Here is a 17,676-nt window from a genome sequence, read left to right on the forward strand (position 1 = left end):
AGGGATAGCTTGGCGTGGAAGCTCAGCTGAAGCGCTGGCGCTCGGTCACGTCCATCTGCACCAGCTTGCCGTTGTGCACGGTCAGCACGATGGCACCATAGCGCAGTCGGGAAATGGCATCGGAAATGGTCGAGATCGGCAGCGGCGCACGCAGTGCGGCGGTGTCGGACTTGGCAGGAGGCATCGGTTCACTCCTCGAGAAAATCTGGTGCGGACCGGCTGCATGCAGCATGGCCCGCAACAAAAAGGCTATTCTCTACCATTCCAGTTGGCAAGATAGATTTTCTTGCTCCCCCAAGCCGGACGACCAACCGCCTCGGGCAAGCGCCAGAGCGCAAAATCGCGCCATTTCTGGGCGAAATCGACCACGTCATCGGCTTGCACCGCCAAAAATTGGCTTTTACAAGACGTTTCGCGGACGTTTGCATCCGCTATCCTGCTGACGAGAGTGACGATGAACCGGTTCGTAAAGGCAGGCACGCTGTTTCGTCGTGACTGGCGATTGGGCTATGGCCTCTCGATCGGCACTTTCGCTCTGGCACTGTTCAGCCGCTTCCACCTGCAGGGCACGCTCCCGCCTGGATTCCCCTATCTCACCTTTTTCCCCGCCGTGATCGTAACGACCTTTCTGGCCGGCTTGTGGCCAGGGGTCCTGTGTGCCGTGCTGTGCGGCCTTGCGGCGCTCTATTTCTTCATCCCCCCGGTCAACAGCTTCGTGATGGACGGGGCGAGCACGATCGCGATCGGCTTCTACATTTTCATCGTGACGGTCGACATTGCGCTGATCCATTTCATGCACCGCGCCGCCGATCGGCTGGAAGCCAAGAAGCAGGTCACCGAAGAGCTGTACGACCAGCAGCGCACCATGTTTCAGGAACTGCAGCACCGTGTCGCCAACAACATGACCTTCGTCTCGGCGCTGCTGCAGCTGCAGAAGCGCAAGGTGGCGACCGATCCGGCCTCGGCCAGCTCGGCGCTCGACGAGGCGCAGAGCCGGATCGAGACGATGTCGCGCATCCACCGCCGGCTCTACGATCCCGCCTCGGTCGATCTGCCGGTGGCCGAATATTTCCAGGAAATCTGCACCGACCTGCTGCAGGCGACAGGCGCGCGCAACATCGTGTGCCTGGTCGACATGCCTGCGGTGAAGCTCGACATCGCACGGCTGACCACCTTGTCGCTGCTCGTCACCGAACTCGTCACCAACAGCCTCAAGCACGCCTTTGCCGAGGATGGCGGCACGATCACGCTCAAGCTCGAACAGCTCGATCCTCAGCGGCTCGCACTGACCGTCAGCGACAATGGCCGCGGAGTGCCGCAGGGTGTCGATATCACGGCAGGCAAAGGCCTGGGTACCCGGATTGTACAATCGCTTGCCGCGCAGCTGGGCGGCGAGGTCAAGGCATTGACCGGACTGCGCAAGGGCGCGGCCTGGCAGGTGGTTTTCGCCGCCTGAACCGGCCAGCGCCTGGAATCAATCGACCATGGCGCCTTCGAATGCAGCCACCGGTGCGATCGGATCGGCAAGCGTGATCTGATCGAGGATCACCGCCGTCTCGTCGCGCACCTTGAGCATCAGCGCGCGCAGCCGGCACTCATCCTCGGCCAGGCAGTTCTTGCACTTTTCATAGGCATAGCGGCTGGCGCAGGGCACCAGCGCCAACGATCCGCTGGTGATGCGAACGATATCGCCATAGCGGATATCGACCGGCGCCAGGCCCAGCGCATAGCCGCCATCCTTGCCACGCTGCGAATGCACCAGCCCTGCCCGCGCCATTTCCGACAGGATCACGGTCAGGAATTTCGGCGGAATGTTCTGCGCAGAGGCGATCTCGTCCAGATGCACCAGCCCCTGGCCGTAATGATCGGCGAGGTGCTGCAAGGCACGGATGGTGTAGCGGACTTTCTGGCTGAGCATGGTCCAATGCCCGTTACGCTTCCCAGCCCGATTTTTCAACCCGAACGGTAGAGTGAAACGCCCTGCGCGATGCGTCGCCCTCGGCGCGTCAGTAGATGCCGCCTTGCTGCTGCAGGAACTCGCTGTCGCTGCGCGCACGCGCGGCTGGACCAGTGCGCTTCTGCACTGCCTTGACCGCTGCGGCCATTTCTTCCGGACGGATCGAACGGCGCGGTTCGGTTTCGGGCTTGAACGCCTCCCAGATCACCGCCGCCTTGGCCTCGTTGCCCGGCCAGGCGCCATAGACGCGGCGGCCAGAGCGGCGATCGATGCGCACCATGCGCGTGCCCGGCGGGGCGAGGAACTCGCTGACCGGCAGGCTGGGGAAGATTTCCTTGGCGAACTGCTTGAACACCGGCGCGGCGAGCCTGCCGCCCTGGGCATAGCCACCCATGCTGCGCGGCTGGTCAAAGCCCAGATAGACGCCGGCCACGACATCGGGCGTGCCGCCGACGAACCACACATTGGTCGGGCCGCTGGTGGTGCCGGTCTTGCCGAACATCGGCCGCTTGAGGTCTGCCAGCGTCACCGCCGTGCCGCGCGTGATCACGCCTTCGAGCATGTGCACGACCTGATAGCTGGTGATCGGATCGAGGATCTGCCGCCCGCGCTGGGCAAAGCGCGGCATCGGCTTGCCATCCCATTTGGGCATGTTGCAGCGTTCGCACACGCGCGGATCCGAGCGGAAGATCACCTTGCCGCGACGGTCCTGCACATAATCGATGAGTGTCGGCTTGAGCTCGCGGCCATGGTTGACCAGCATCGAATAGGCGTTCGTGATCTTCATCACCGTGGTGTCGCCCGCGCCCAGCGCGATCGACAGATAGGGTTTGTAGTCGCCGATGCCGACCGCCTTGATCGTCTTGACCACATTGGTCATGCCCGCATCATTGGCGGCGCGCACCGTCATCAGGTTGCGCGACTGTTCGAGGCCCCAGCGCATCGTCTGCGGACCCGCGCCCGCCGATCCGCCGAAATTGCGGAAGCACTTGTTGCCCAGGCTCGCCGACTGATAGACGCAGAACGTGCCATCGACGATCTGCGTCGCCGGGGTCATCCCGTTGTCGAGCGCGGTCGCGTAGACGAAAGGCTTGATCGTCGAACCCGGTTGGCGATCGGCCTGGGTGGCGCGGTTGAACGGACTAATCTGCGAATCGAACCCGCCCTGCATCGCATAGACCCGGCCCGAGCGCGGGTTCTGCACCACCATGCCGCCCGATATCTCGGGCACGTTGCGCAGCGCATAGGTATCGCCCGCCATCGGCGCGACCGCGATGATATCGCCGGGCTTCATCGAATCGAACGCGGTGCTGCCGACGCGCTTGCGCGGCATCGTCGCGGTCGAGCGCGGCAGCACGCCCTTGTCGCCATTGGCAAAGCCGATTTCGGCTGCACTGGCCGACTTGTCGATCACCACCGCGACGCGCCAGTTCTCGTAATCGATATCGATATAGGTCGATGCGAGGCGCGAGGCCCATTGATCGTCCATCTCGATTGTGTTGAGCGGACCGCTCCAGCCGCTGCCGCGATCATAGCGCAGCAGTGCATCGCGCAACGCCTCGGTGGTGGCCCGCTGCATAGCGGGGTCGAGCGAGGTGCGCACCCAGAGGCCACCAGCATAGACGCTGTTAGGGCCGTCCTCGCGCTTCTCGCCGAATTTCTCGACGAGCTGGCGGCGGACTTCCTCGACGAAATAGCCGCCGACCTTCTCGAAATTGTCGCCGGTGCGCGGGATGGTACCAAGCGGTTCGGCCTGCGCGGCAAGCATCTGCGCTCGCGTGATCCAGCCGTTCGACTGCATCGCGCCCAGCGCCCAGTTGCGGCGCTCGAGCGCGCGTTCCATGTGGACTTCGGGACGATAGTTTGACGGCGCCTTGGGCAGGATCGCCAGATACGCCGCCTCGTGCAGCTTGAGGTCGGCCACGTCCTTGCCGAAATAGGCGCGTGCTGCTGCCTGCACGCCATAGGCGTTACGGCCGAGATAGATCTCGTTGAGATAGAGCTCGAGAATTTCCTGCTTCGTCAGCACGTCCTCGATGCGATAGGCGAGGATGGCCTCACGAATCTTGCGGGTGATCGAATATTCGTCGCCCAGCAGCAGATTCTTCGCGACCTGCTGGGTGATCGTGGAACCGCCGCGCGCGCGCTGGCCCGATCCCAGCTTGGTCACATAATCGAACACGGCAGACGCGAGGCCCGGATAATCAAGGCCATTGTGCGAGAAAAAGTTCTTGTCCTCGGCAGACAGAAACGCGCGGATCAGCGGCAGCGGATAATCCTTGTACTGCAACTGCACGCGGCGCTCGCGCGCATAGCTGTTGACGATCTCGCCATCGACGCCGCGCACCATGGTCGGCAGATCGGGTTCGTAGTCGACCAGCGTATCGGCCGAGGGCAGATCGCGCGCGAAGATCACCCAGATCAGGAAAACGCCCAGCAAGGCCAAACCCAGCAGATAGGTCGCCCAGCGCACCCAGCGCTTCTGCCACGCATCGCGCAGGGCCACCATCGCGCCCTCGCCGTCACGCCGCATGCTATAGGCGGAACCGCCGCTTTCACCCTCGCTCATGCCCGCGCGACTAGCACAGGATTCCTGAACAAGGCCAGAGCGGATTGGGCCAGAGCGGATTGGAGACATTCAATCCTCCCCAGCAAGCTGCGGGAGGAGTTTACAGTTCCTAGCGCGACGCCAGCTTGCGCGCGAAGAATACGGTTACCGCCTGGCTCACCGATTCCGCGATGCGCTTGCGATAGCTGGGGGAATTGAGCAGCGCGATGTCTTCCTCGTTGCTGACATAGCCTGTCTCGAGCAGCACCGACGGCACATCGGGCGCCTTCAGCACCATCAGCGAGGCGAAACGGTGGGAATCGGTGCGAAAGTTCATCTTCGCCTCGCCTTCACGCCGCAGCAACCGCGCGAAATCGGCAGAGAGGTTCATCGTCTCGCGCTGGGTCAGGTCGATCAGGATCGACGACACGTCCGACGGCGCATCGGCGAGGTTCACGCCGTTCAGTATGTCGGCCTTGTTCTCGCGCGCGGCGAGCCGAGCGGCCTCGCGATCCGAAGCCACTTCGGACAGCGTGTAGATGGTGGCGCCCCGCGCGGTCTGCGAGGCGGCGGCATCGGCATGGACCGAAATGAAAAGGTCCGCCCCCAGACGCCGCGCAATGCCATAGCGTTCCTGCAGCACCAGGAAGGTGTCGCTGTCGCGCGTCAGCGCCACGCGCACGCGGCCGGTCTTGAGCAGTTCGTCGCGAATGGCGCGGGCGACCTGCAATGTGACCTTGCTTTCGCGCGTCCCGTCATGCGGGCTGATCGCGCCCGGATCGTGGCCGCCATGCCCGGCATCGATCACCACCAGCGGACGGCTGTCATCCTTGGGGCCTTCAATTCTGGGCAGCGGCGGCGCCTTGCTCGGTTTGGGCAGCGGAATGCGCACGCTGTAGCGGCGCTGCGGCGGCTCTGCGCGAAAATTGGCCGGGGGGACGAACGACTGGCGCGGGGCATTGAGCACGCCGGCAAGCTCGGACGAGCCAAGCTCCTTGACCGACAGGGTCAGGCTCCGGCCATCGTCGGAGAAAGTCCCTGCGCTCACCATCGCCGGCCGATCGAGATCGAGCACGATCCGCGCGGTATCGCTGTCGAACTGCGCCATGCGGACATTGCGGAACAGGCCCTGCTGGGTCAGCGCATTGGCGCGCGCGGTGGCCCCCTTGATGTCGATCGCGATGCGGTCGGGGCCGCTCAAAACGAAGCTGCTGGCGCTTTCTATAGGATCATTGAAATGAAGCACCACCTGGTTGGCGCGGATTTCGACATTCGAAACCTCGCCCGCATGGACGGGCATGGTGCATGCCATCGACGCGCAGAGGGAGGTCAGCCACAGCATAGCCCTGTTATGCCCCCGGCGCGAATGTCCGGTCCAGTGCAATTTCATGATTCCCGGATTCCTGCCTGATCGCTTGATGAAGGCAGGATTAGGGTTAAGCGGGAAAAACCCTGTGAAACGACCTGGTTAACAGGAATTTCAGCATGAATCGGCAAGACTGGGCGCGGGCAACATACGCTATTGCGCCGCGTCCCTGTTCAATAACGGCCGGGCGTTCGTGCGGTTGAGCTTTTTGTTGCTGTATTGCGCGGGCGATGCTAGCAAAGCCTTGCGGCTCATTGGCTTGACGGCCATCGCCCGTACTCACTGACAGCATTGCGGCCTCGATTGCCGCGGATGCCGTATCACCAGGTTGACGCTTTATGGGTTTGAATACCGCCTTTTCCGCCACCCCGCTTCCGAGCGGTTGGCTGCGGAAAAGCGACGCGGCCAGTGCGCTTGACGCCCTGCAAACCCGTTCAGCAGACACAATCCTTATCGAACAAACCCGTTTGCGCACCGCCCCCCTGATCGGGAGCGGCAGCGCCATAACAGACAGAAGCGCAGCGACCCGGCCGGTTCCGCCCGGTGCGCGCGCACGGAGAATATTGAATGACAACGCGCATGTTGATCGATGCGCGCCACCAGGAAGAAACCCGGGTGGCGGTGCTCAAGGGAAACCGGATTGAGGAATTCGACTTTGAATCTGCCGAACACAAGCAGATCAAGGGCAATATCTATCTCGCCAAGGTTACTCGCGTAGAACCCTCGCTGCAGGCGGCTTTCGTCGATTATGGCGGCAACCGGCACGGCTTTCTCGCCTTCTCGGAAATCCATCCCGACTATTATCAGATTCCGCGCGAGGACAAGATCGCGCTGCTTGCCGAAGAGGCTCGCCACGCGCGCGAGGAGGCCGAAGCCCTCGCCGCCGAGGAAGAGGAAGATGACGCCGCCGGCCGCGGTGGCGAAGAAGGCAGCTATGACGACGGATTGTCGGACGAGGGTCTGATCGAGACCGACGAAGAGCCGATCCGTGCCGAGACGCTTTCGGGCGACAATGACGGCGATTCCGACAGCGACGAAGGCGAGAGCGAAAGCGAAGCCGAAGAATCGCGCGAGAATAACGGCAATGGCCGCAATGGCGGTCGTCGTCGTCGTCGCGATGGCCGTGGCGGCAAGGCCAAGGCCAGCGACGAGGCACGCACCAGCCGCATGGCGCTGCGCCGCCGCTACAAGATCCAGGACGTCATCCAGCGCCGTCAGGTCATGCTGGTGCAGGTCGTCAAGGAAGAGCGCGGCAACAAGGGTGCGGCGCTAACCACCTATCTCTCGCTCGCGGGCCGTTATTGCGTGCTCATGCCCAACAGCGCGCATGGCGGCGGCATCAGCCGCAAGATCAGCAACGCGTCGGACCGCAAGCGGCTGAAGTCGATCATCGCCGAGATGAAGCTGCCCGCGACCATGGGCTGCATCGTGCGCACCGCCGGCCTTTCGCGCACCAAGCCCGAGATCAAGCGCGACTTCGACTATCTCGCCCGCCTCTGGGACGAGATCCGCGAAAAGACGCTCAAGGCCTCCGCGCCTGCGATCATCCATTCGGACAGCGACCTCATCAAGCGCGCGATCCGCGACATCTACAATCGCGACATTGAGGAAGTGCTGGTCGAGGGCGAAGCCGGATACCGCGCCGCCAAGGACTTCATGAAGCTGCTGATGCCCAGCCATGCGCGCCGGGTGAAGAGCTATTCGGACCCGGTGCCGCTGTTCCAGCGTTATGGCACCGAAGACCAGCTTTCGGCGATGTACGAACCGGTGGTGCAGCTCAAGTCGGGTGGTTACCTGGTCATCAACCCGACCGAGGCTCTGGTATCGATCGACATCAACTCCGGCCGCTCCACCAAGGAGCACGGGATCGAGGCGACTGCGCTCAACACCAACCTGGAAGCGGCGCGCGAGATCGCCCGGCAGCTGCGTCTGCGCGACATGGCGGGCCTGGTGGTCATCGATTTCATCGACATGGAATACGGCTCAAACATCCGCAAGGTCGAGAAGGCCATGCGCGATGCGCTGAAGAGCGACCGCGCGCGCATTCAGGTCGGCCGCATCTCGGGCTTCGGCCTGATGGAAATGAGCCGCCAGCGTCTGCGCACCGGCGTGCTCGAGGCATCGACCCGCACCTGCCCGCATTGCGACGGCACGGGCCTTGTCCGCACCGCATCGTCGGCGGGCCTGTCGGCGCTGCGCCTGCTGGAGGAAGAGGCCGCACGCGGCCATGGCAGCATCATCACGCTGCGCACCAGCCAGGAAGCGTCGATCTACGTCCTCAACAACAAGCGCCGCGACATTGCCGAGATCGAGGAGCGCTTCGGCGTGCGCATTGAAATTCTGCCCAATGGGGAGAATGAAGGCGCGAAGATGGAAGTGACCGCGAGCGGCCCGCGTCCGGAAAAGGTCGTCACCTTCCAGCCGATCATCGACGATGACGACGACGATATCGAAGACGAAATCGACGAGATCGAGGAAGAGGAAGAGGTCAGCGAGAAGCGCGGCGGCCGCGGAAACCGTGGCGATCGTGCGGATCGCGGCGAGCGCGGCGAGCGCCCCGCCGAGCAGCGCAGCAGCGAGGAAGGCGAAGGCGGTGGCCGTTCCAAGCGTCGCCGTCGGCGTCGCGGCAAGCGCGGACGGCGCGATGGCGATCTCCCCCAGGGCGAAATCGGTAGCGAGGCGCAGATCGATAACGGCGAAGAGGTCGCGGAACCGGTCGAATCGGCTGACGCCGAAGCCCCGGCCGAAGCCGAGGCGACTGAAGCCGGCGAAACCACCGAGGATGGTGGCGAGGCCAAGCCGAAGCGTGCCCGCCGTGGTCGCCGTGGCGGTCGCAACCGCAAGACTGGCGAGGCTAGCGAAGACAGCGTCGAAACCGCTGGCGACGACGCTGCGGCAGAAGCGCCTGCCGAGCCGGTGAGCGAGGAAGAAGCAGCGCCTGCCGAAGCACCCGCAGCGCCTGAGCCCGAGCCGGTGGCCGAAAAGCCCAAGCGCAAGCGCGCTTCGCGGGCAAAGAAGCCGGTCGTCGAGGCAGAGGCAGAGGCACCTGCCGAAGCGCCCGCTGCCGAGGCTGAGCCTGCTGCGGAAGCCGAACCTGTCGCCAAGCCCAAGGCCAAGCGCGCGCCGCGCAAGAAGGCAGCGCCGAAGGCCGAAGCCGCCGAAACGGTTGCAGCCGAACCTGCGCCCGAGCCGGTGGCCGAGGCAGAACCTGCCGCAGCCGATACGGCCAAGGCCGCCGAAGCACCCGCCGAAAGCACCGAACCGCCGCGTCGCGGCTGGTGGCAGCGCACTTTCGGCAATTAAAGGGTTTTAAGTCGCAACAAAAAGGGGTGCCCCGCCAGACCGGCAGGGCACCCCTTTTTCGTGCTGGTCGGGCGGGCCGGGCTCAATCAGCCGCGAGCGCCGCCTCGAACGCGTCGCCAATCGCCGCCATATCGGAATCGAGCTGCGCTTCGGCCGCGTCTCCCAGCGCCGCCAGCGCCACCATCTGCGGCATCGAAATGCCGATGCGCAATGTGCCGCGCACCTTGCCCATCATGTCCGGCCCCTGGAAGCGCGCGCACTTGACCGGCTGGCCCAGCCGCACGCCCGACTGCATCATCCTCAGCTGGATCGCGGTCGCACCGTCGAAATCGATCGCACGCCCCTCCCCGCTCAGATCGACGGTCGTCAGCGTGCGCATCTCGATGGGATGTGCCCCTGCGGATTCGCGATCGGCAAAGGGATAGGGCGTCACGCGCGTGCCGCCGATCCGATCGACGAGCGCCAGCGAGGCGCAGCGGAACTGTTCGACCACCCGCGCGATCGTGTGGAAATCGAGCGCCTGGAATCGCTCCAGCTCGAACAAGGCTGCCGCCAGCCGAACCGTCAGCCCGGCATTGCCGCTCATCGGAAGCTTTTCCGCCCCTGCCCAGCTATCGGGAAGCTCCGCGCGGCGGAAGATCGTGGCCATGCCCTCGCCCAGCGGCGCGATCCGCTGCGCCGTCGCGCGCGGCACCAGCGCAAAGCCGGCAAAGGGCGGACCACCCATGAACTTGGAACCGGTGAGCAGCACCACCGCGCCGCGCATCAGATAGGCGCTGATCGCGGGACTCGTGATCCGCGCCTGGCAGGCATCGACGACAAAGCCGATCGAGTCGCCGAATTGCGTGATGAGCGCATCGATATCGTCGAGATGCGGCAGGATGAGCCCGGTTTTCGATCCATGCACCACATGCAGCAGCGGAAACTTGCCCGCGATCAGCGCACGTTCGATCTCGCTGCGCATCGCAGCCACAATCACCGCGCTGTCGAACGCCTCGCCGAAACCGTTGCGCACCGACACTTCGGAAAGCGACACGGGCGCGAGACCAGCGACCGGCTGTCCCTTGCTCGTCGGGACGCCCAGTGCCGTCTGGCCTGCGAAATACTGGCCTGCCGCGCTCAGGATGCAGCCGCTGCCCACTTCGTCGGCGCCCAGCAAGACGTTGTGGATGCCCTGCGGCGCGCGGCCGGCAAAGGCCTGGAGCGCGATATATTCGAGGTCCGTGCCCGAGGCGGAGAACGCGATATCCGTCCCCTTGGGCAGGCCATAGGCGACCGCGATGCGATCGCGCAGGACAGAAAGGTGTCCGGCGTAATCGGTGCCCACCATGTCCGCGTTCAGCCCATGATCAGCCACGAAATCGCACAGATGGTCGAAGGCGGGCTGCGAGATATCGTTCGCGGTCGACGACGCATAGGTCACCGTCTGACGCGGGAAGGGAGAACTGAAATATTTGTTGGTGCCATCGGCATGCGCCGGGACGATTCGCTCGTCTCCGCCGATCGTGAGCAGATGGCTGACCGTCTTGTGCAATTCCTGTTGCATCAAACTTATCTTTCGCTGCGCCCCCGAAGCGGATAAGGGCGCGGCTATAGGGGCGCTGGCCATTAAGGCAAGCCGCTTTGGCCCGACGCCCGTCCGCAAACTCAAAGAAAGTGCGTTTTGCCGTGAACCAATATCCTGCCCCGCTGACCATCGATGCGAAGACCCGCGAGACGCTCAAGGTGCTGTTCCTCGCCAAGCACGCGCTGGGCGATGGCTCGCTGCATCCGGAGGACGGCAACCATGCCGTGTACCACAACGAGGTGCGCACCATCCTGGAGGGGCTGTTCGACAATCTGCTGGTGGGCAACCAGTACGCGATGCTGTTCGATCCGCCGGAAGTCGATTTCGTCTTCTCGCTGCTCAACCGCGGTGGCTTCGTGAATTCGGAAATGCTGGTACCGCTGCTGTGCAACCGCAAGGGCCTGCCCTATCTGGGCGGCAGCCCCATCCTGCGCGGCCTTTCGGACGACAAGCACCTGTCCAAGCTCGTGGCCCGCGCGCGCGGTATCCCGACGGCCGACTGGGCGATCTATCGCAAGGGAGGCCCGGTCGACGAGAAGCTGTGCCCGATGGCCGAGCGCATGGTGATCAAGCCCAACGCCTCGTCGGCGAGCTGGGGCGTGCGCGACGCAGGCGACTGGGCGGGCGTGAAGGACGCCATCGCCGCGATCCACGAGGAAGGCCATGACGCGATCGTCGAGCCCTTCCTGACCGGCAGCGATGTCGAGGTGCCGGTGGTGACGATGCACGGCCGCCCGCTGATCCTGCCGATGATGCTGTTCGAACAGGCCGATCCGACGCACCTGCGCACCTATTGGGAAAAGCGCGACCTGGTCGAGCGCGCGAGCAAGTACGAGCTGGTCGATTTCGAAGGCTCGCCGTTCGAGGCAGAGATCGCCGCGCATACCGCCAATCTGGCGCAGGAATTCGTGCCCTTCGATTATGGTCGCTACGAATTCCGGCTGGACGAGGAAAAGGGCGAGCTGAACTTCCTTGAGGTCAATCTCAACTGCAATCTGTGGAGCCAGAAGGTCTTCGGCCGCTCCGCCGTGCGCGCCGGCTGGACGCAGGAACAGCTGATCGAGACGATCGTCGCGGAAAGCCTGCGCAGCCACGGGTTGATGGATTGAAAATCCTTTTCGGTTCAAGGTGCCATATGCAATTGAGCCTAGGCACCAAAATGACTATCTAGGCTCCCGGACGCATTGAAGGACGAGGGATTTTCCATGGCTACGTTTACGCTCCCGGCGAACAGCAAGATCACTGGCAAGGGCCAGGCGTTCAGCGCGAAGACCGGTGGGCGGCTGAAACGGTTCAAGGTCTATCGCTACGATCCCGACAGCGGCGAGAACCCGCGCTACGATACGTTCGACATCGATCTCGACGATTGCGGCCCGATGGTGCTCGACGCGCTGATCAAGATGAAGTCGGAACAGGATTCGACGCTCACCTTCCGCCGCTCGTGCCGCGAGGGCATTTGCGGATCGTGCTCGATGAACATCAATGGCCGCAATGGCCTGGCCTGCACCACCGCGATCGAGGACTGCAAGGGCGAGGTGCGCATCACCCCGCTGCCGCATATGGACGTCATCAAGGACCTGGTTCCCGATTTCAGCCATTTCTATGCGCAATATGCGTCGATTCGCCCCTGGCTGCAGACCGTGACGCCGGTGCCGTCGGGCAAGGAGCGGCTGCAGTCGCCCGAGGATCGCGCCAAGCTTGACGGGCTATACGAGTGCATCCTGTGCGCCTGCTGCTCGACCAGCTGCCCGAGCTATTGGTGGAATTCGGACAAGTTCCTGGGCCCGGCCATCCTGCTCCAGGCCTATCGCTGGCTGGCCGACAGCCGCGACGAGATGACCGGCGAACGACTCGATGAGCTGGAGGATCCGTTCCGCCTCTATCGCTGCCACACCATCATGAACTGCGCGAATGTCTGCCCCAAGGGCCTCAACCCGGCGCGCGCCATTGCCGAGATCAAGAAAATGGAGGTCGAACGGCACGTCTGATCGGCGCATCCGCCGACAGACCCGTTCGATACCCCCGCAAAGGTGGACGCAACCACTCTCGACATGCCCGACGATTTCGCGTTCGGCCCGGACCCCGACCGTCCGGGCTGGATGCGCTGGGCACTGCGCGAGCAGAACCGCTATAACAGCACGCTTGGGCCGATGTGGGTAATGAAGCGCGATGACGGCATTGTCGTTGTGCGCACCGAACCGGGGCATCTGCAGGGCAATCTCGCCAACAACGTCCATGGCGGCGCTATCCTGACTCAGGTCGACATATCGCTGTTCGTCTGCGCGCGGCTGCATGGTGCGCTGCGTCATGGGCCTGCGGTGACGCTCGATCTCAACAGCCATTTCGTCGGCGCCGGCAAGGTCGGCCAGCCGCTCGATGCCGAGGTGGAGATCATCCGCGAAACCGGTCGGTTGATGTTCCTGCGCGGGCTGGTGGTGCAGGCGGGAGAAACCGTCTGCGCATTCACCGGCACCATCCGCAAGACCCCTGCCCCGCGCGCGAAATCGCAATGACCGGAACGCTCGCCCGCTACGACAGGATGGTCAGCGCGGGCGAATTGCGACCCGATGCCGATCAGCGCGCCGCTGCCGTGCGGCTGCAGGCGATGCAGGATGCGCTGGAGGCGGTGCCGCCGCGCGGATCGCTGCTGTGGCGGCTGATGGCGCGCGAGGCCAAGCCCGACCCCGTGCCCGGCCTCTACATGTTCGGCGGGGTGGGGCGCGGCAAATCGATGCTGATGGACCTGTTCTACGAATCGGTCGCGATCAACCGCAAGGTCCGCGTCCATTTCCACGAGTTCATGCAGGACATCCATGCGCGTCTGCGCGTCGAGCGCGACAAGATGCAGGGCGACCCGATCCCGCCGGTCGCGCGCCAGTTCAGCGACAATTACCGGCTGATCGCGTTCGACGAGATGGTCGTCAACAACAGCGCCGATGCGATGATCATGTCGCGGCTGTTCACCGCGATCATCGAGGCCGGGGTCACCATCGTCACGACATCGAATCGTCCGCCCGACGATCTTTACAAGGACGGGCTGAACCGCGAGCATTTCCTCCCCTTTATCGCGCTAATCAAGCAGCGGCTCGACGTGCTCTCACTAAACGGCCCGGTCGATTACCGGCTCGAGCGCCTGTCGGGCACCGACACCTGGCACGTGCCCAACGGCCCGGAAGCGACCGCTGCGCTGCGGGCCGCGTTCTTCCGCATGACCGACTATTCGCCGGACGATGCCGCGCACGTGCCGAGCGCCGATGTACCGATCAGCGGCGGCCGCACCATCCATGTGCCCAAGTCGCTCAAGGGCGTTGCCGTCTTCTCGTTCAAGAAATTGTGCGGAGAGGCGCGTGGTGCGCCGGACTATCTCGCCATTGCAAGGCGCTACCACACGGTGTTCCTGGTCGGCATCCCGCGCCTGGGTCCGGAAAACCGCAACGAAGCGGCGCGCTTCGTCACGCTGATCGACGCGCTGTACGAGATGAAGGTCAAGCTGATCGCCGCGGCCGATGCAGAGCCTGCCGACCTGTATGCCAGCGGCGATGGCCGGTTCGAATTCGACCGGACGATCTCGCGCCTGATGGAAATGCAGTCCGACAGCTATCTGGCCTTGGGCCATGGTGCGCGGTCGGGCGCAGAGGACCTCGCGACCGCATCGCTGTGAAGCGACCAGTAATGTCGCAAAGCTTTGCAAAACCAACATAAGTTTGCGTCGGCGACGCGAACCGGTCTATCAAGGGATGCTTTCCGAACGGAACATCATCCATGCTGAAACGACTGGCCATCGCAACCGGTTGGGCGCGCAGAACGCGGCGCTCCCCGGCCCTGCGCATCGGGATCGCGATCGCGGCGTTTGCGGTGGGCGTGGGCGGGCGGCTGGCGCTCGATGCCTATCTGACCGGCGTGCCCTTCATCACGCTGTTCGGAGCGATCGTCATCGCCGCATTTTTCGCAGGCTTCTGGCCGGCGATGCTGACAACGGTGCTCGGGGCCATCGCGCTGGAAGTGCTGATCATGCCAAGCATGGCACTGGCACGATCGCATGATCTCGACTGGCTGCCGATGACCTTCTTCCTGCTCACCAGCCTGATGATCTCGCTGATCATCGAGAGCGTGTTCCGGGCGCATGACGATCGGTTGGCCGTGGCCGAGGAACTGGCTCGGCTGAATGCCGGGCTGGACGATCTGGTGGCAGAACGCACCGCGCAGCTCGAACAGCAGGTCGCAGAGCGCCAGATTGCGGAGGCCCGGCTGCACCAGGCGGAAAAGCTCGATGCGATCGGGCATCTTACCGGCGGCATCGCGCATGACTTCAACAATATGCTGGCAATCATTACCGGCTCGCTCGATCTGGCCAAGCGGCGGCTAGGCAGCCAGGGCGATGCCCGGATCGTCAGCCATATCGACAATGCCGCCAATGCCGCCGACCGCGCCGCAGCGCTGACGCACCGGTTGCTTGCCTATGCGCGCAAGCAGCCGCTCGACCCGCGCCGGCTGGATATCAACGCGCTCGTCGGATCGGTCCATGCGCTGCTCGAGCGGACGCTGGGCGAACAGGTCGTCGTCGAACTGCAACTCGATGGCGATGTCTGGCCCTGTACGGTCGATCAGACCCAGCTGGAAACCGCGATCATCAACCTGGCGGTCAACGCCCGCGACGCCATGCCCGATGGCGGCAAGCTGATGATCGAGACGACCAATGTCACGCTCGACGCGGCCTATGCCGGTCAGCAGGAAGACCTTGCGCCGGGCGATTATGTCCGTATCGCGATCAGCGATACCGGGATCGGCATGTCGCCCGAGGTGCAGGCGCGTGCGCTCGATCCCTTCTTCACCACCAAGGATGTCGGCAAGGGCACCGGCCTCGGCCTCAGCCAGGTCTATGGTTTTCTGAAGCAGTCGGGCGGGCACCTCAACCTGTATTCCGAACAGGGCAAGGGCACGACGGTGAAGCTCTATCTGCCGCGCGCGCCCGAGCTGTCCGGAGAGGAAGAGCCCGGCAGCCAGACCGCCATGCGCTTCACGCCGCCCCAGAATCTTACCGTGCTGGTGGTCGAGGACGATGACGGGGTCCGCGCGATGGCGCGCGCCAGCCTTATCGAACTGGGCTTCATCGTGCACGATGTCGACAGCCCGATCGAGGCGGTGCAGCTGATCGAGAATGGCCTGGCCATCGACCTGCTGTTCACCGACGTGGTGATGCCGCACATGAACGGGCGCCAGCTGGCTGACAGGCTGCGTGAATCCCGGCCCGATCTCAAGGTGCTCTACACCACCGGCTATACCCGCAATGCCATATTGCACAACGGCGTGATCGACAGCGATGTCGTACTGCTGGTCAAACCCTATAGCGTGGACGATCTCGCCAGGAAGATCATCGACGCGCTGGGTCCTTCGATCAACTGACCGCCCATCACAATTCGAACCGCACGCCCTGCGCCAGCGGCAGTGCGCGCGAATAATTCACCGTGCTGGTCTGACGGCGCATATAGGCCTTCCAGCTGTCCGATCCCGATTCGCGGCCTCCGCCAGTTTCCTTCTCGCCACCGAACGCGCCGCCGATTTCTGCACCCGAGGTTCCGATATTGACGTTGGCGATACCGCAATCGCTGCCCGCGGCCGCGACGAAGCTCTCGGCCTCGCGCAGTTCATTGGTGAAGATCGAAGACGACAGGCCCTGCGTGGCGGCATTGTTGAGCACGATTGCCTCGTCGAGATCGTCATAGCGCAGGCAATAGAGGATCGGCGCGAAGGTTTCGCGCAGCATCGGCCCGGTCTGCGCCGGCATCTCGACCACGGCGGGGCGGACATACACCCCCTGGCCCGGCCCCGCGATCCGTTCGCCGCCGTGTACATTGGCACCCGCCGCGCGCGCGTCGGCCAGCGCGTCGCGCATGGCCGAATAGGCGGCGCCATCGATCAGCGGCCCTGCCAGATTGGCCGGATCGCGCGGATCCCCGATCGGCAGGCGGGCCGCGGCCGAGATGATGCGCGGCACGAAGCTGTCATAGACCGAGCGATGCACGAGCAGCCGCCGCAGCGAGGTGCACCGCTGACCGGTGGTTCCCATGAAGCCGAAGGCGCAGCCGGTCAGCGCCAGCTCCATGTCCGCGCTCGGCGCGACGATGGTCGCGTTGTTGCCGCCCAGCTCCAGCAGGCTGCGCGCAAAGCGCTTCGCCGCAGCCTGGCCGACGGTACGGCCCATCGCCGTGCTGCCGGTGGCAGAGACGAGCGCCATGGCGGGATGATCGACCAGCGCCGCGCCGGTCGTGGCGTCGCCGAGCACCAGCTGCGACAGGCCATCGGGCGCATCAGGGCCGAATTCGCCCGCCACCTTGTCGAACAGCGCCTGCACCGCGATCGCGGTCAGTGGGGTCTTTTCCGATGGCTTCCACACGATGCTGTCACCGCAGACCAGGGCAAGCGCCGCATTCCAGGCCCATACCGCGACGGGGAAGTTGAACGCGGTGATGATCGCGACCGGGCCCAGCGGATGCCAGGTCTCGCTCATGCGGTGGCCGGGGCGCTCGCTGGCAATGGTCAGGCCATGCAACTGGCGCGAAAGGCCGACCGCGAAATCGCAGATATCGATCATCTCCTGCACTTCGCCCAGTCCCTCGGACAATGGCTTGCCGCAATCGAGCGTGACGAGCAGGCCCAGTTCGGTCTTGCGTGCGCGCAACGCCTCACCGAAACGCCGGACAAGTTCTCCCCGGCGAGGCGCAGGTACCGAACGCCAATGGGAAAAAGCCGCCAGGGCGCGATCCGCGACAAGGCCGACCTGATCCGCCGAGGCGGGCGTAAAGCCGCCGATCGTCATTCCGTCTACCGGGCTGAATATCTCGCGATTACCTTCCGGAATGGCCACACCAAAAGTGGAGTAAATATATCCAATATCAACTTTGCTCGGGTTCATCTTGTCCTCTGATGTCAATTCT

At 64.1% G+C, this 17,676-nt stretch carries 13 protein-coding genes; 7 read left to right on the forward strand and 6 right to left on the reverse strand.

Annotated elements, in window-relative coordinates:
- Positions 1–22: 22 nt before the first annotated feature.
- Positions 23–184, reverse strand: coding sequence for a YezD family protein (locus AX725_RS08790; protein ID WP_081097200.1), 162 nt, complete (start codon positions 182–184; stop codon positions 23–25).
- A gap of 270 nt (positions 185–454) precedes the next feature.
- Between AX725_RS08790 and AX725_RS08795 the strand changes: the two genes are divergently transcribed.
- The gene (locus AX725_RS08795) at positions 455–1,456 is read left to right on the forward strand and encodes a sensor histidine kinase (protein WP_060977516.1); all 1,002 of its coding nucleotides are present in this window, start codon (positions 455–457) and stop codon (positions 1,454–1,456) included.
- A gap of 18 nt (positions 1,457–1,474) precedes the next feature.
- Here the strand turns inward: AX725_RS08795 and AX725_RS08800 are convergent, their stop codons facing one another.
- The 3 genes from AX725_RS08800 to AX725_RS08810 all read right to left on the reverse strand — a co-directional run bounded on the left by AX725_RS08800 (position 1,475) and on the right by AX725_RS08810 (position 5,895).
- Positions 1,475–1,918, reverse strand: a complete 444-nt coding sequence (locus tag AX725_RS08800; RefSeq protein ID WP_060977515.1) for an RrF2 family transcriptional regulator — start codon at positions 1,916–1,918, stop codon at positions 1,475–1,477.
- A gap of 88 nt (positions 1,919–2,006) precedes the next feature.
- Positions 2,007–4,526 (reverse strand): penicillin-binding protein 1A, encoded by a 2,520-nt coding sequence (locus AX725_RS08805; protein ID WP_060977514.1) that lies wholly within the window; start codon positions 4,524–4,526, stop codon positions 2,007–2,009.
- Positions 4,527–4,635: 109 nt separating this feature from the next.
- Positions 4,636–5,895 (reverse strand): N-acetylmuramoyl-L-alanine amidase, encoded by a 1,260-nt coding sequence (locus AX725_RS08810; protein ID WP_060977513.1) that lies wholly within the window; start codon positions 5,893–5,895, stop codon positions 4,636–4,638.
- Between the two features lie 543 nt (positions 5,896–6,438).
- On the opposite strand from AX725_RS08810, the gene AX725_RS08815 reads away from it, so the two are divergent.
- Complete coding sequence (locus AX725_RS08815; RefSeq protein ID WP_060977512.1) at positions 6,439–9,174, forward strand: Rne/Rng family ribonuclease; 2,736 nt, start codon at positions 6,439–6,441, stop codon at positions 9,172–9,174.
- An 82-nt stretch (positions 9,175–9,256) separates the two neighbouring features.
- On the opposite strand, the gene AX725_RS08820 is transcribed toward AX725_RS08815, so the two are convergent.
- Positions 9,257–10,720, reverse strand: coding sequence for a hypothetical protein (locus tag AX725_RS08820; RefSeq protein WP_060977511.1), 1,464 nt, complete (start codon positions 10,718–10,720; stop codon positions 9,257–9,259).
- 122 nt (positions 10,721–10,842) lie between these two features.
- Here AX725_RS08820 and AX725_RS08825 point away from each other — a divergent pair, with 122 nt between their 5' ends.
- The 5 genes from AX725_RS08825 to AX725_RS08845 all read left to right on the forward strand — a co-directional run bounded on the left by AX725_RS08825 (position 10,843) and on the right by AX725_RS08845 (position 16,144).
- Positions 10,843–11,850, forward strand: a complete 1,008-nt coding sequence (locus tag AX725_RS08825; protein ID WP_060977536.1) for a D-alanine--D-alanine ligase family protein — start codon at positions 10,843–10,845, stop codon at positions 11,848–11,850.
- Positions 11,851–11,946: 96 nt separating this feature from the next.
- Positions 11,947–12,729, forward strand: coding sequence for a succinate dehydrogenase iron-sulfur subunit (locus tag AX725_RS08830; protein WP_023837976.1), 783 nt, complete (start codon positions 11,947–11,949; stop codon positions 12,727–12,729).
- Between the two features lie 42 nt (positions 12,730–12,771).
- Positions 12,772–13,254, forward strand: a complete 483-nt coding sequence (locus AX725_RS08835; RefSeq protein ID WP_208597835.1) for a PaaI family thioesterase — start codon at positions 12,772–12,774, stop codon at positions 13,252–13,254.
- A complete protein-coding gene (zapE, locus tag AX725_RS08840; RefSeq protein ID WP_060977510.1) occupies positions 13,251–14,402 on the forward strand; it encodes a cell division protein ZapE in 1,152 nt (383 codons plus the stop codon). The genes AX725_RS08835 and zapE overlap by 4 nt, the downstream gene beginning before the upstream one ends.
- A 101-nt stretch (positions 14,403–14,503) precedes the next feature.
- Positions 14,504–16,144 (forward strand): ATP-binding protein, encoded by a 1,641-nt coding sequence (locus AX725_RS08845; RefSeq protein WP_060977509.1) that lies wholly within the window; start codon positions 14,504–14,506, stop codon positions 16,142–16,144.
- A gap of 7 nt (positions 16,145–16,151) precedes the next feature.
- On the opposite strand, the gene amaB is transcribed toward AX725_RS08845, so the two are convergent.
- Positions 16,152–17,654: an L-piperidine-6-carboxylate dehydrogenase gene (gene amaB / locus AX725_RS08850; RefSeq protein ID WP_082730744.1), complete on the reverse strand. Its 1,503-nt coding sequence runs from the start codon at positions 17,652–17,654 to the stop codon at positions 16,152–16,154.
- Between the last annotated feature and the right edge of the window lie 22 nt (positions 17,655–17,676).

It is taken from the genome of Blastomonas sp. CCH9-A1 (assembly GCF_001557175.1).
GTDB lineage: Bacteria > Pseudomonadota > Alphaproteobacteria > Sphingomonadales > Sphingomonadaceae > Blastomonas > Blastomonas delafieldii_A.

Coding starts and splice junctions, on each gene's coding strand:
- AX725_RS08790 (WP_081097200.1), bottom strand. CDS start 184: ATGCCTCCTGCCAAGTCCGACACCGCCGCACTGCGTGCGCCGCTGCCG.
- AX725_RS08795 (WP_060977516.1), top strand. CDS start 455: ATGAACCGGTTCGTAAAGGCAGGCACGCTGTTTCGTCGTGACTGGCGA.
- AX725_RS08800 (WP_060977515.1), bottom strand. CDS start 1,918: ATGCTCAGCCAGAAAGTCCGCTACACCATCCGTGCCTTGCAGCACCTC.
- AX725_RS08805 (WP_060977514.1), bottom strand. CDS start 4,526: ATGAGCGAGGGTGAAAGCGGCGGTTCCGCCTATAGCATGCGGCGTGAC.
- AX725_RS08810 (WP_060977513.1), bottom strand. CDS start 5,895: ATGAAATTGCACTGGACCGGACATTCGCGCCGGGGGCATAACAGGGCT.
- AX725_RS08815 (WP_060977512.1), top strand. CDS start 6,439: ATGACAACGCGCATGTTGATCGATGCGCGCCACCAGGAAGAAACCCGG.
- AX725_RS08820 (WP_060977511.1), bottom strand. CDS start 10,720: ATGCAACAGGAATTGCACAAGACGGTCAGCCATCTGCTCACGATCGGC.
- AX725_RS08830 (WP_023837976.1), top strand. CDS start 11,947: ATGGCTACGTTTACGCTCCCGGCGAACAGCAAGATCACTGGCAAGGGC.
- zapE (WP_060977510.1), top strand. CDS start 13,251: ATGACCGGAACGCTCGCCCGCTACGACAGGATGGTCAGCGCGGGCGAA.
- AX725_RS08845 (WP_060977509.1), top strand. CDS start 14,504: ATGCTGAAACGACTGGCCATCGCAACCGGTTGGGCGCGCAGAACGCGG.
- amaB (WP_082730744.1), bottom strand. CDS start 17,654: ATGAACCCGAGCAAAGTTGATATTGGATATATTTACTCCACTTTTGGT.